Genomic DNA, 13,714 nt, shown 5'->3' with positions numbered 1-13,714 from the left:
AGCGCTACAGCGACAATTGCCCCTTTGGCGAACTGCCTGGCGTTGTTGCTCCTCCTAGCAAGATGCAGCTTGCGTCGTCGTCGCGTCTAGCCAGTCAGTCCGCCAAAGGCGCACTTGCCGCTGTTCCAATGGGAAATCTGGGTTTAATTTTCTATCTTATTTCGATAATTCTATATTAATTGAAATATTAAAGTAAGCAGATTTTCTGAAGATGTATCGAAGAAAGGTTTGAGAATTGCATTAAAAGCACCAAATAATAAAAACCTTGCTTCATTGCAAGCGAATATGGGTTTATATTTGTATGTCATTGATTACAACGCTCGCATAGAATACAAACATGCAACTCGATATTCGCGCACAAACATTACTTAAAGCTCTGGTAGAACGCTACATCGCTGATGGTCAGCCGGTGGGTTCGCGGGCGCTTTCAAAAATTTCTGGATTGGAGTTGTCTCCTGCCACCATTCGTAATGTGATGGCAGATCTGGAAGAAATGGGCTTTGTCGCCAGCCCGCATACGTCTGCTGGACGGATTCCGACCCCGCGCGGGTACCGCGTATTTGTGGACAAACTACTGACCGTGCAGGAATTTGATGGCACTGCGCTGGAGTCGCGTATGCAAGCGAGTGTGTTTTCTAATTCCCCACAAAAAATTATTTCTAACGCGGCTCAGGTGTTGTCGTCGCTATCGCAATTTGCAGGTGTAGTCATGACCCCGCGGCATGAATCAACATTTCAGCAAGTCGAGTTTTTACGCTTATCTGAAAAGCGGATTTTGCTAGTCGTGGTCGCGCCCAATGGCGAAGTGCATAACCGCTTGCTGCTGACCGATGTTGATTACAACTCCTCGCAATTGGTGCATGCCGCGAATTATCTGAATCAAAATTTTGGTGGATTGAGTTTTGAAGATGCTCGCTTACGTATCAATACTGAATTACGCCAATTGCAAAACGATATGACGCGCCTGATGCAAGCGGCGGTCGAAGCAGGCAGTGATGCGATGTCAGATCAGTCGGACGAGGTTGTGATTTCAGGCGAGCGCAATTTGCTCAATGTGCAGGACTTGTCGAATAATATGACTTCTTTGCGTAAGTTGTTTGATATGTTCGAGCAAAAAACCGGGCTGATGCAATTGCTGGATGTGTCTAGTAAAGCGACCGGGGTACAAATTTTTATCGGAGGCGAATCGCAACTCGTACCGATGGATGAAATGAGTATTGTCACTGCGCCTTATGGCGTGAACGGTAAAATTGTCGGCACGCTTGGGGTGATAGGGCCAACTCGTATGGCTTATGAACGTGTTATTCCTATTGTTGATATTACTGCAAAGCTACTCTCAAATGCGCTAAGTCAGTAGCCGATATCCAGTATCCAAATTCCAAATAATGAGGTTGTTATGAACAACAAAAATATCTCTGTTTTAATTGTTGACGACAATGATATGACCCGTGAGGTTTTACGGGTAGTACTGCGCAGCGAGGGTTATAACGTCGTTGGCGATGCTTCTGATGGTGGGTCGGGTTTGGAAATGGCGATCAAACTCAATCCGCAAATTATTCTATTGGATGTAGTTATGCCTAAAATCGGCGGCTTAGAAATATTGCCAAAAATGAAGGAAGCATTGCCAAATGCGATGATTTTGATGGTGACTGCGAATAAAGATCAAGCCACGGTGACGGAGGCTGTTAAAGCCGGTATTCACGGCTATATCGTAAAACCTTTTAATTCACAGCGAGTGATTGATGCAGTGGCAGGGGTAGTAGAAAAAATTCGTAAGCAAAGTGCTAGCAGCGAAAATACCAGTGGCGACGTTTGAGTACGAATTTGATCAGTAAATATCAGTAGAAGCTGATACTTGTGTTCTCATTTTTTATGATTTGCGATTTCTGTGTTCGCAATTTTGTTTGGTGCAATGACCATACATCGCTAGCGAATGTTCGGCAATAGTAAAGCCACGCTCCAGTGCAACGGCATGTTGTTGCTTCTCAATTTGCTCGTCATAGAACTCTTCTACCAAACCGCAGTCCAAACAGACCAAATGGTCATGATGCGAACCTTCGTTTAGTTCAAAGATGGCTTTGCCGGTTTCAAAATGATTGCGATTTAACAATCCGGCTTGTTCGAACTGCGTTAAAACCCGATATACCGTCGCTAAACCGACATCCATATTTTCATTCAGCAGAATTTTATAAACATCTTCCGCTGTCAGATGGCGAACTGGGCTACTTTGGAAAATTTCTAAAATTTTCAGCCTTGGCAAAGTCGCTTTCAGGCCGCTGGATTTGAGGTTGGGAGTGGTATTCGTCATGTTTTCGGTCAAAAAGAGTGTATCTGCTTTATGATATCGGGTTTAGAGCTTAACTCAAAGTGAATCTCAGCATAATCCCGGCGTAATTTCAGGGTGGTTTTTTGGGGTTTTAATCGACGTATATTAAGCTTGCATCATTGAGTAATTTCATTATGCTGCGTTGTCCTAAGATTATCTCGCGCTGTATTTGTGTTCTTGTGTAGGCTCTCACTTAAGTTACTACCTAAGTTACTACCCAAGTAACGCCAAAGTTAAACGTAATAAATTGGTAAGTAAGATTGATATAAGCTGTTTGAATTAATTATTTTTTGCAAACTGTACACCGTTGCACATCACATTGAGGTTATTTATGCGATTGTTGTTTTCTGAAGTATCCCGAGGTACCGCGCAAGGCTTGACTGCTCTCGCTTTGGCGTTTGGTGTAGTTGGTGTCTCTGGCTGCGCTATGCTCAATCCTATGGTGGATACACCGCCAGTGACCAAGCTCCCTAGTTCCACTGACTCCGCTGTGACGGATGCTGGTAATAAAGACGGCGCCAAACTCAATTCTGCTGATGGCGCACAAAAAACGACGCCAACTGGCGTATCCAAATTTTTAGGTTATATCTCGCCTTACCGGATTACGATTCAGCAAGGTAACTTTGTCTCGCAAGAGATGGTATCGCAACTCAAAGAAGGCATGACCCGTGAGCAAGTCCGGTTTTTGCTGGGCACGGCATTATTGACCGATATGTTCCACGAAGACCGCTGGGACTACCCGTTCCGTTTATTAAAGCCTAACGGCGAATTACTCACCAGCCGTGTGGCGGTATTTTTTAAGAACAATACTGTGCAACGTTTTGAGGGGGGTAATTTGCCCAATGAAAAAGACTACTTAGCCAATATTACGACTTCTGCAATTGGTGTAAGAGCTGAATCTTCTATCCTGACGACGGATAAAGATAAGAAAAAATAATCAAGGTATTCCGATGACAGTATTAAAAATCGCCGTGACTGGTGCATCTGGTCGCATGGGTAAAATGTTGATCGAGACCATCACTGCGGCAGATGATGTTGCACTGGTCGGCGCACTGGATTTGCCTGGATCGCCTGCTTTGGGTGCTGATGCCGGTGCCAGTTTAGGCAAGCCAGTTGGCGTTTTAATTGAGTCTGATTTGTCGACGGCTTTGGCAGATGCTGATTGTCTGATCGACTTTACCCGTACTGAAGGCACCTTAACGCATCTGGCTTACTGTGCGGAACATGGCATTAAAATGGTTATTGGTACGACTGGTTTTGATGACGAAGGTAAAGCAGCGATTGCTGCTGCAGCGCAAAAAACGGCGATTGTATTTGCGCCGAACATGAGTGTCGGCGTGAATGTGATGTTGAAGTTGTTAGAAATGGCAGCCAAGAATTTTGCGCAAGGCTACGATATAGAAATTATCGAAGCGCACCACCGTCATAAAGTTGATGCGCCCTCCGGTACCGCATTAAAAATGGGCGAAGTCATCGCAAGTACATTAGGTCGTGATTTGAACGAAGTCGGCGTGTTCGCGCGTGAAGGCGTTACAGGCGAACGTGACCCTTCTTCGATCGGCTTTGCCACCATTCGTGGCGGCGATATTGTCGGCGACCATACAGTGATGTTCGCAGGGATTGGTGAGCGGGTAGAAATTAGCCATAAATCTTCTAGCAGGATTAATTACGCCCATGGCAGTTTGCGCGCAGCACGGTTTTTGGCTGATAAGAAAACTGGTTTATACGATATGTTTGATGTTCTGGGTTTGAATTCAGTAGTTTAGAAAATACAGAAATCACAAAGCTCATACTTATTTACTAATTCATTTACCAACTCATTCGCTAATTCATTCACCAACGATTTCTCTAACGAGCCCTATGATTTTTGATTACTGGTCACAAGTTGATGAAATAAGCCACGCAGTAGCTTATTTTTTGATGGCAATGTCTCTCGTTAGCTGGTTCATTATTTTTTATAAAACCTGGTCGTTTTGGCGCGTACGCAAAACCGCGCCAGTTGTTGAGTCTTTTTGGAAAGCGCCAAACATCAATGACGCGCTTAGCCTGATCAGTCATGCTGATAGCGAAGACATCTATGCTTCTCTGGCGAGAAAAAGTATGGCGGCTGCGGACCTGAAACTCTCTACAGAACCAGCACGCGCTAGCGCAGGACTTAACACTAATTCTGCTTTAAGCGACATTCTTACCCGGGTTTTGCGACAAGAATTAAACCGTGTTACGGTCAAACTGGAATCTGGTTTAAGCATTTTGGCCTCCATCGGGGCGACCGCACCTTTTGTCGGTTTGCTCGGCACGGTGTGGGGCATTTTTCATGTGCTGACGACGATTGCAAATAATGGTGCTGTGCAGATCGCGCAAGTAGCTGGTCCGGTCGGCGAGGCATTAATCATGACGGCATTGGGTTTGATGGTGGCAATTCCCGCAGTATTGGCCTATAACGCTTTTAACCGTATGAACCGTATTACCATGGCAGAGCTAGATGCTTTTGCGCATGATCTGCATGCACACCTTAGTCCGCGCGGATAAGAGCGCAACTCGGCTAACGTCAGCAACAAACCAACCACAAGCTTACCAACGTAGTAAATAAAAATCTCAACGCATTATGGCCTTCGGTAAATTCAATCAGGCAAGTGACTCGGCAGCAAAAACACCGGCTGCTATGGCGGATATCAATGTCACACCGATGGTGGATGTCATGTTGGTATTGCTGGTGATTTTTATCATTACCGCCCCTTTGATGACACAAGCTATCAAGCTTGAATTACCTACTGCAAAATCAAATACGGCCCCCCAATTGTCAAACAACATCACTATCTCATTTGACTCTCAAGGCGTTTTATATTGGGATAAACAGGTCATTACTTTTACAGATTTAAACGTAAAATTAGCAAAAGCAGCACAAAAATTACCGCAGCCAGAATTGCAATTGCGTGCAGATAAAGCAACTCGCTACGAGATCATTGCCCAAGTGATGGCTGCAGCTCAAGAACAAGGTTTGGGCAAAATTGGTTTTGTGACTAAGCAGCCAGGCCAACCACTCGATCAAAAGTAATCTACAGCACTATCCTTAATCAGGATGCCACCTGAACCAGTTATAATCAAAGGTTCAAAAGATACCCTCGCATTTAGAAAATATAGCCCGCCATGCAAGAAAAATACAGCTCAGTTTATAAACCAGCCGACATTGAGCAATCTGCGCAATCCCATTGGAAAAAAATAGACGCTTACAAAGCGGTGGAGAACGATCCACGTTTTCCAAAAGGGAAGTACTACGCTTGTTCTATGCTGCCTTATCCATCAGGTAAATTGCACATGGGGCACGTGCGCAATTACACTATCAACGACATGCTGGCGCGTCAATTGCGCATGAATGGTTACAACGTTCTGATGCCGATGGGCTGGGATGCTTTTGGTTTGCCGGCAGAGAACGCCGCGATCAAAAACAAGGTGCCGCCTGCCAAATGGACCTACGACAATATCGCCTACATGAAGACCCAGATGCAAGCCATGGGTCTGGCGATTGACTGGTCACGCGAAGTCGCAACTTGCTCGCCTGAATATTACAAATGGAATCAATGGTTGTTCCTGAAAATGCTGGAAGCTGGCATTTGCGAACGCCGTACGCAAGTAGTGAACTGGGATCCGATTGACCAGACCGTGCTTGCCAATGAGCAGGTGATCGACGGGCGCGGCTGGCGCTCCGGCGCCCTGGTCGAGAAGCGTGAAATCCCTGGCTACTACCTGAACATCACCGACTACGCGGAAGAATTGCTGTCTGCAGTCGCCAATCCGGAAGATCCGAATTACCTGTCCGGCTGGCCAGAGCGCGTGCGCCTGATGCAGGAAAACTGGATAGGTAAATCCGAAGGTGTACGTTTTGCCTTCACACATGACATCAAGGACGCCACCGGCGCGTTGATTCAGGACGGCAAGATGTACGTGTTTACGACCCGTGCCGATACCATCATGGGCGTGACCTTTTGTGCGGTGGCACCGGAACATCCGTTGGCAATTCATGCTGCTGCCAGTAATCCCGGACTCGCTGCCTTCATCGAAGAATGCAAAAAAGGCGGTACGACCGAAGCAGAAGTTGCAGTGCGTGAAAAAGAAGGGCAGCCAACGGGACTGTTCGTCACGCATCCGTTGACAGGCGCGCAAGTTGAAGTTTGGGTCGGTAACTATGTGTTGATGAGTTACGGCGATGGCGCGGTCATGGGCGTGCCTGCGCATGACGAGCGGGACTTTATTTTTGCGAAAAAATATAATCTGCCGATTAAACAAGTAGTCGCTGTAGAAGGTGAAACCTACTCCACCGATGCATGGGCAGAATGGTATGGCGACAAGCAACGTGGCTTGACCATTAATAGCGGAGACTCTAACGTTGACCTAAATGGATTGACCTGTAGACAGGCGGTCAGCAAAGTCGCCGAATTAATGTCAGCCAAAGAATTAGGCGAAAAGAAAACTACCTGGCGTTTACGTGACTGGGGCATCAGCCGTCAACGTTATTGGGGTACGCCTATCCCTATTATCCATTGCGATGCTTGTGGTGTGGTGCCAGTACCGGAAAAAGATTTACCCCTTGTGTTACCAGAAGATTGCATTCCTGATGGCTCAGGCAATCCGCTAAATAAACGCTTAGATTTCTTGCATGTTGATTGCCCAAGTTGCGGCAAGCCAGCTAAACGAGAAACGGACACCATGGATACCTTCGTTGATAGTTCTTGGTATTTCATGCGTTATTGCGACGCCAGCAACGACCAGGCCATGGTTGCGGAAGGTAGTAAATACTGGATGCCGATGGATCAATACATCGGTGGTATCGAACACGCGATTTTGCATTTGCTGTATGCGCGCTTCTGGACCAAGGTCATGCGTGACCTGAAGCTGATCGATGCGCACGAACCGTTCGCCAAATTGTTGACGCAAGGCATGGTCTTGAAGGGCGCGTTTTTCCAAAAACCGGAAGGCGCAGGCAAGAATTATTTCTGGGAAGAAGAAGTCAACGTCATCACCAATGAGCAAGGTCAGATCACCGGTGGGACTTTGAAATCAGATGGTTCGGCGCTCGAATACGAGATGACCACCATGTCTAAATCCAAGAGTAATGGTGTCGATCCGCAAGAACTCATTAATCAATACGGTGCAGATACAGCACGTTTGTTTGTGATGTTTGCCTCGCCACCTGAGCAGACCTTGGAGTGGAATGACTCTGGTGTTGAGGGTGCGCATCGCTTCTTGCGCCGGGTCTGGACTTTCGGTTTTAAAAATGCTGAATTATTGCACCCTGCAAGTTCAGTCGGTACTGACTTGAGTTCGGACTTAAGTGCTGACAGCAAAACGCTACGCCGCGAAGTACATATGATCTTGCGCCAGGTAAGCTATGACTACGAACGTATGCAATACAACACGGTCGTGTCCGGCGCGATGAAATTATTGAATACGATCGAAGCCTTTAAGCAAGAAGGTGCTGGTCATGCAGCGGTTTTGAGTGAAGCCTTTGGTGTCTTGTTGCGTGTTTTATATCCGGCATGCCCGCACTTGACCCATGTCTTGTGGGAAGAGTTGGGTTATGCCGCCGCTTTCACCGATATTCTCAATACGCCTTGGCCCCAAGTCGACGAAGCGGCTCTGGTACAAACAGAAATCGAAATGATGATCCAGGTCAACGGCAAGCTGCGCGGTAGTATCACGGTAGCCAAAGATGCGAATAAAGCGACGATAGAAGCTTTAGCCTTGGCGAATGAGAGTGTGCAACGTTTTGTTGAGGGTACGCCGAAAAAGATCATTATCGTACCGGGTAAATTAGTCAATATCGTTCCTTAATATAGACGGGTAATTTTATGATCGTTAATTCGAAAGCGGGCGATATGCGTAATGAGAAAGACTCTAAAACAAGGTCTGATTGGATGCGGAAATTGCTAGCCTTTTTCAGCATCGCGTCAGTTGCTGTAATTTTGTCCGCCTGCGGCTTTGCGTTGCGTGGTCCGGTGACTTTTCCGTTCTCTAGTATTTATATTAGCTTGCCAGATACGTCACCGCTTGGTGGCGAGTTGCGGCGAAATATCCGTGCCAATGGTAATACCGTGATTTTTAACGATGCCAGAAGCGCCGATGTGGCATTAGAAGTTTTGGCAGAAACACGCGAGAAAGTGATCTTGTCTCTGAATAGCCAAGGCCGTGCACGTGAATACAATTTGTTGTACACATTTAAATTCCGTGTGCGCGACAAGGCTGGTAAAGAATTGTTAGAGCCAACCAGCATCCAACTCAAGCGCAATATCACGTTCAACGAATCTGCAGTGTTGGCGAAAGAGTCTGAAGAAGCTCTGTTATATCGTGATATGCAAAGCGATCTGGTGCAGCAAATCATGCGTCGCCTGGCCGTACTGAAGATGGAATAGCGTATGCAATTGCGCTTTGATGCGATCGATGCTCACCTGACTAAATCACTGGCGTCTTTATACGTCATCACCAGTGACGAGCATTTGTTGGCATTAGAAACTGCGGACAAAATCCGTCGTGTCGCTAAAACACAGGGATTTCTGGAAAGAGAAATTTTAACCGTAGAGCGTAGTTTTAAATGGGGCGCTCTGCTGGCAGCGAATCAATCGCAATCCTTGTTCGGCGATAAAAAGCTGATTGATTTGCGCATACCCACCGGCAAGCCAGGCAAAGACGGCGGCGCTGCACTACAAGAATATGTCAAGCATTTATCCCCCGATAATCTGACCCTGATTACCTTGCCAAAACTCGACTGGGCGACGCAAAAGGCAGCCTGGGTGACGAGCTTGCAGCAGGCGGCGGTGTATATTGACATCCCGCTGGTGGAACGGGCGCAACTGCCTAATTGGATATCCTTGCGGTTATCTGCACAAGGGCAAAGCGCTGATCGGCCTAGTCTGGACTTTATTGCGGACAGAGTAGAAGGTAACTTGCTCGCCGCACATCAAGAGATTCAAAAGCTCGCTTTGTTGCACCCCCAAGGCAAACTTAGTTTTGAGCAAATCCACGACGCTGTTTTAAACGTCGCACGCTACGATGTGTTTAAAGTCAATGAAGCCATGTTGGCTGGCAACGTCGCCAGACTGGTGCGCATGCTAGAAGGTCTGAAAGGCGAGGGCGAGGCCTTGCCGCTGGTACTATGGGCAGTTGCCGAAGAGATCCGGACTTTGCTCAAACTCAAGTCTGGTATGGCACAAGGCAAGTCGCTAGGCATGCTGCTGAAGGAATTTCGTATCTGGGGCCCGCGTGAAAAGCTGATGGAGCCTGCGCTACGCCGGGTGAGTTTAGCGACCTTAGAGGCGGCGCTGCAAGAGGCAGCGCAAGTCGATAAGATGGTCAAAGGTTTACGCGCCAAGGCATTTGCCGGTGACGCCTGGGATGCCTTGCTGCAATTAGGTCTACGTGTTGCCCGCGCATAGGATAAATACGTAAAAATAGGGAGTATGTCGAATAAATGGCATTAACGTCCATATTATATTTGGACGTTAAAATATACAGTAGGTAGTATATATTCCCTCTTAAGCCACTTGTAGAGCGCAAGCAGACATAGACATACTGAATTTAAAGAATTGATATGGATATCAAAACCTACATGAAAGACCTTGGCATACGCGCCCGTAAAGCGTCGCGTGCCATGGCAAAAGCAAATACGGCTGCAAAGAATCAGGCGTTGTTATTGATTGCCGCGGCGATCCGGCGCGACGCAGCGATTTTGCGGGCAGCCAATGAGCTCGATCTTGCTGCCGCCCGCACAAATGGGATGGAAGCAGCGATGCTGGATCGTCTAACCTTATCCGACAAAGCCATCGCCACCATGGCGGAGGGACTGGAGCAAATCGTCAGTCTGTCAGACCCGATAGGCGAAATCTCGAATATGAAATTCCGCCCGACTGGGATTCAGGTTGGTCAGATGCGCGTGCCGTTGGGCGTGATTGGTATTATTTATGAAGCCAGACCAAACGTTACAGTCGACGCGGCAGGCTTATGCATTAAAAGTGGTAATGCCACAATTTTGCGCGGCGGTTCTGAGGCAATTCACTGCAATCAGGCACTGGCACAATTGGTCAAAGAAGGTTTAGCCGGTGCCGGTTTGCCATCCGACGCCGTTCAGGTAGTTGAGACTACCGACCGTGCTGCGGTGGGCGAGCTGATCACCATGCCAGAGTATGTTGATGTCATTGTTCCACGCGGTGGCAAAGGTTTGATCGAGCGCTTAATGCGTGAATCCAAAGTGCCGATGATCAAACATCTGGACGGCATTTGCCATGTGTATATCGACGATAAAGCAGATATACAAAAGGCGCTGGACATTGCATTCAACGCTAAATGCCATCGCTATGGCACTTGTAATACGATGGAAACCTTATTGGTCGCGCAAGCTATTGCAGCGCAGGTATTGCCCGCCTTAGCCAAACTCTACGACAGCAAACAAGTCGAATTACGTTGCGACCCTGCTGCCGCAGCAATACTCAGCGACTATCCTCATTTGGCTACTGCGATTGAAGAGGACTGGAGCACAGAATATCTGGCCGCGATTCTTGCTGTTAAAGTAGTTCAAGATATGGATGAGGCGATTGAACACATCAATCACTATTCATCGCAACACACTGAGTCCATCGTGACGGAAGATTACACGCGCGCCATGCGCTTTCTGCGTGAGGTTGATTCAGCCTCGGTCATGGTCAATGCATCGACCCGTTTTGCAGATGGCTTTGAATATGGCTTAGGTGCAGAAATCGGCATCTCTAACGATAAACTACATGCACGTGGTCCAGTGGGATTAGAAGGTCTGACTTCACTGAAGTATGTGGTATTTGGTAATGGCGAAGTTCGTCAATAATAAGTAACAGGAGAAATGCATGCTCTGGATTAAAGCACTACATATCGTTTTCGTGACGTCCTGGTTTGCAGGCTTATTTTATTTGCCGAGGATTTTTGTCAATCTGGCGATGGAGAACCAGGCGGTTACGACCGAGCGACTGCTGCTGATGGCCCGCAAGCTGTACCGGTTTATGACCATACTGGCCATTCCAGCGATAGGTTTTGGGTTGTGGTACTGGATTGCCACAGGTATCGGGCGTGGTCCCGGCAGCGGTTGGATGCATGCCAAGCTTTTTATTGTAGTGCTGCTGATTGGCTATCACCATGCCTGTGGCAGTATTCTGAAAAGGTTTGAACAGGGCAACAATAAACGCGCGCATACCTGGTTTCGCTGGTTTAATGAAGTGCCAGTCGTTTTGTTATTAGCTGTTGTGGTGTTGGTGGTAGTGAAGCCGTTTTAGTCCGCTCGTTAAATTCTCAAGGAAATATTGATGAACAGAGTTTGTGAATACTATTTTGCACCGCAGTCTCCTTGGGCGTATTTGGGGCATCAGCGCTTTGTCGATCTGGCAAAAAAACATGCAATCCGGATTGATCTTAAGCCGATTGATTTAAGCAAAGTATTTGCTACTTCGGGTGGTTTGCCTTTAGCTAAACGTGCAGCACAAAGACAAGCCTATCGTCTGACAGAAATGCAGCGCTGGAGTACGCATCTGGATTTGCCTATGAATTTGCAGCCGACCTTTTTTCCGGTCGCAGGCGATCCTTCTGCACACTTGATTATTGCAGCGCAATTGGCACACGGGACTGAGACCGCACTCAAACTGACTGGCTCGATTATGCGAGCGGTCTGGGCAGAACAAAAAAATATTGCTGATACGGATACCCTGGTCGCGTTAGCACTTGATTGCGAGCTCGACGGTAAAGCTTTAATCAAATCGTCAGAAACCGCCAGTGTATTAGCTGAGTACGAGCGCTTTACCAATGAAGCAATCGCCAACAATGTATTCGGTGTGCCTTGGTTTGTATTCAATGGCGAGAGCTATTGGGGGCAAGATCGCTTAGATTTTTTGGAGCGCGTTTTCCAAGAATAGTGACTAACAGTTGGCATTACGATCAATAGAATGAAGTAATGAGGTGAGCGAATGCAGCACGAACTCAACTTAGTTTTAGTGCTGAGAAATAGATGTAAATACCGGCTAGGCAAGAGCTTTAGCCTTTAAAAATTAACTTGGATAAAAGGTTCCCCATGACACGTTACTCGTATTTTTGCCCTTGCCCCCGTGGCCTGGAAGTCGCTCTTGCTGAAGAGTTGAATGAAATTGCCCAGACGGATAAAACTTTGCATGTACATACGCAAGTGCCCGGCGGTGTGCATTGCTCTGGTGAATTGCGCGACGCCTATAGCATCAATCTACATTCACGCATTGCTTCGCGTGTGTTATTGCGGATGGCGCATTCTGGCTATCTCAACGAAAACGATATTTATGACCTGACCCTGGAGCAGCCATGGGAAGATTGGTTTGGCTACCACCACACGATTCGTGTCGATGTAACCGCAGTCAAATCGCCATTGAAAAGTTTGGAATTTACCACCCTCAAAATTAAAGACGCGATCTGTGATCGTTTCCGCGATCAATTCACACAACGTCCTTCGGTTGATACCAAAAATCCGGATATGCGGATAGTCGGTTTTGTGGATGCACGCAACTTTACTTTGTATCTCGATACCTCAGGCGAGCCTTTGTTTAAACGCGGCTGGCGCTTAGAGACAGGCGATGCCCCTTTGCGTGAAAACCTGGCAGCGGGCTTGTTGCGGACTGCCGGCTGGAAACCCGGCGTGCCTCTGTTTGATCCTATGTGTGGCTCGGGTACTATTTTGATTGAGGCGGCACAAATGCTTGCTGGTATTCCGCCAGGTTTGCGTCGTGAATTTGCGTTTGAAAAGTTTGCCGGTTATAAGCAAGACGAATGGCAAGCTATCAAGGGCAGTGTTAAGCCAAATCACGTGCCGGAAGAGCCGACTATTTTCGGCAGTGATATCTCCGGCGACATGATCAGCATGACGCGTAATAATTTGAATAAGGCAGGTATTCGTTTTGACGTGCCGTTGAAGCAAATTGAAGCGCAAGAGATCAAAGCGCCAACTGAAGTACCAGGTATTTTGCTGACCAATCCGCCCTATGGCGAACGTATTGGCGTACGCGGTGATAGTTCGGTAGAGCCTGATGCGATGGCGACCGATTTTTTCAGTGCATTCAGTAGCACGTTAAAACAAAGGTTTGCTGGCTGGAGTGTTTTCTTGTTCACCGCTGATCTGGGTTTGCCAAAGATGCTGCGTTTGAAAGAGTCGCGCAAGACACCTTTTTTCAACGGTGCCCTGGAATGTCGCTTGTTCCGGTTCGATATGGTGGCGGGCTTTAACCGCCGTGAAGAGGCCAAGCCTAAAAACTTGTCCTAACTCTACATAAAAACGGGCGAACGCTGCACAGCAGGTTCGCCCGTTTTACTTTATGCTTTGCCATCTACGCTGCGTCATCAATCATAATTTACGCTGTT

14 protein-coding genes are annotated in these 13,714 nt (G+C 47.4%); 13 read left to right on the top strand and 1 reads right to left on the bottom strand.

The window, feature by feature from the left end; genetic code table 11:
* Nucleotides 1–337 precede the first annotated feature (337 nt).
* Together hrcA and AAKU61_RS07635 are read left to right on the top strand one after the other, a co-directional pair.
* Complete coding sequence (hrcA, locus tag AAKU61_RS07640; protein ID WP_354331037.1) at nt 338–1,357, top strand: heat-inducible transcriptional repressor HrcA; 1,020 nt, start codon at nt 338–340, stop codon at nt 1,355–1,357.
* Nucleotides 1,358–1,396: 39 nt separating this feature from the next.
* Nucleotides 1,397–1,816, top strand: coding sequence for a response regulator (locus AAKU61_RS07635; RefSeq protein WP_354331035.1), 420 nt, complete (start codon nt 1,397–1,399; stop codon nt 1,814–1,816).
* 54 nt (nt 1,817–1,870) lie between these two features.
* On the opposite strand, the gene fur is transcribed toward AAKU61_RS07635, so the two are convergent.
* Complete coding sequence (gene fur / locus AAKU61_RS07630) at nt 1,871–2,308, bottom strand: ferric iron uptake transcriptional regulator (protein WP_322121395.1); 438 nt, start codon at nt 2,306–2,308, stop codon at nt 1,871–1,873.
* A gap of 349 nt (nt 2,309–2,657) precedes the next feature.
* Here fur and AAKU61_RS07625 point away from each other — a divergent pair, with 349 nt between their 5' ends.
* From AAKU61_RS07625 to AAKU61_RS07575, 11 genes are all read left to right on the top strand, one after another.
* On the top strand, nt 2,658–3,263 hold the full coding sequence (locus tag AAKU61_RS07625; protein WP_322121396.1) for an outer membrane protein assembly factor BamE: 606 nt from the start codon (nt 2,658–2,660) through the stop codon (nt 3,261–3,263).
* Nucleotides 3,264–3,276: 13 nt separating this feature from the next.
* Nucleotides 3,277–4,092: a 4-hydroxy-tetrahydrodipicolinate reductase gene (gene dapB, locus AAKU61_RS07620; RefSeq protein WP_354331033.1), complete on the top strand. Its 816-nt coding sequence runs from the start codon at nt 3,277–3,279 to the stop codon at nt 4,090–4,092.
* Nucleotides 4,093–4,186: 94 nt separating this feature from the next.
* Nucleotides 4,187–4,855: a MotA/TolQ/ExbB proton channel family protein gene (locus tag AAKU61_RS07615; protein ID WP_354331031.1), complete on the top strand. Its 669-nt coding sequence runs from the start codon at nt 4,187–4,189 to the stop codon at nt 4,853–4,855.
* Between the two features lie 76 nt (nt 4,856–4,931).
* Complete coding sequence (locus AAKU61_RS07610) at nt 4,932–5,381, top strand: ExbD/TolR family protein (RefSeq protein ID WP_354331029.1); 450 nt, start codon at nt 4,932–4,934, stop codon at nt 5,379–5,381.
* Nucleotides 5,382–5,473: 92 nt separating this feature from the next.
* Nucleotides 5,474–8,155 (top strand): leucine--tRNA ligase, encoded by a 2,682-nt coding sequence (gene leuS, locus AAKU61_RS07605; protein WP_354331027.1) that lies wholly within the window; start codon nt 5,474–5,476, stop codon nt 8,153–8,155.
* A gap of 17 nt (nt 8,156–8,172) precedes the next feature.
* The gene (locus tag AAKU61_RS07600; protein ID WP_354331025.1) at nt 8,173–8,733 is read left to right on the top strand and encodes an LPS-assembly lipoprotein LptE; all 561 of its coding nucleotides are present in this window, start codon (nt 8,173–8,175) and stop codon (nt 8,731–8,733) included.
* Nucleotides 8,734–8,736: 3 nt separating this feature from the next.
* Nucleotides 8,737–9,753: a DNA polymerase III subunit delta gene (holA, locus tag AAKU61_RS07595; RefSeq protein WP_354331023.1), complete on the top strand. Its 1,017-nt coding sequence runs from the start codon at nt 8,737–8,739 to the stop codon at nt 9,751–9,753.
* A gap of 155 nt (nt 9,754–9,908) precedes the next feature.
* Nucleotides 9,909–11,174 carry a glutamate-5-semialdehyde dehydrogenase gene (locus tag AAKU61_RS07590; protein ID WP_354331021.1) on the top strand — a complete coding sequence of 422 codons (1,266 nt, stop codon included), beginning with the start codon at nt 9,909–9,911 and terminating at the stop codon, nt 11,172–11,174.
* 19 nt (nt 11,175–11,193) lie between these two features.
* Complete coding sequence (locus tag AAKU61_RS07585) at nt 11,194–11,616, top strand: CopD family protein (RefSeq protein WP_354331019.1); 423 nt, start codon at nt 11,194–11,196, stop codon at nt 11,614–11,616.
* 30 nt (nt 11,617–11,646) lie between these two features.
* Entirely contained in the window at nt 11,647–12,249 is a 603-nt protein-coding gene (locus tag AAKU61_RS07580; protein WP_354331017.1) for a 2-hydroxychromene-2-carboxylate isomerase, read from the top strand.
* Between the two features lie 155 nt (nt 12,250–12,404).
* Nucleotides 12,405–13,616: a THUMP domain-containing class I SAM-dependent RNA methyltransferase gene (locus tag AAKU61_RS07575; RefSeq protein WP_354331015.1), complete on the top strand. Its 1,212-nt coding sequence runs from the start codon at nt 12,405–12,407 to the stop codon at nt 13,614–13,616.
* Nucleotides 13,617–13,714 lie beyond the last annotated feature (98 nt).

It is taken from the genome of Undibacterium sp. GrIS 1.2 (genome assembly GCF_040544435.1).
In the GTDB taxonomy this organism is placed as follows: domain Bacteria; phylum Pseudomonadota; class Gammaproteobacteria; order Burkholderiales; family Burkholderiaceae_D; genus Undibacterium.
The sequence above is the reverse complement of the archived record's forward strand: the minus strand, read 5'-3'. Positions and strand labels throughout refer to the sequence as shown.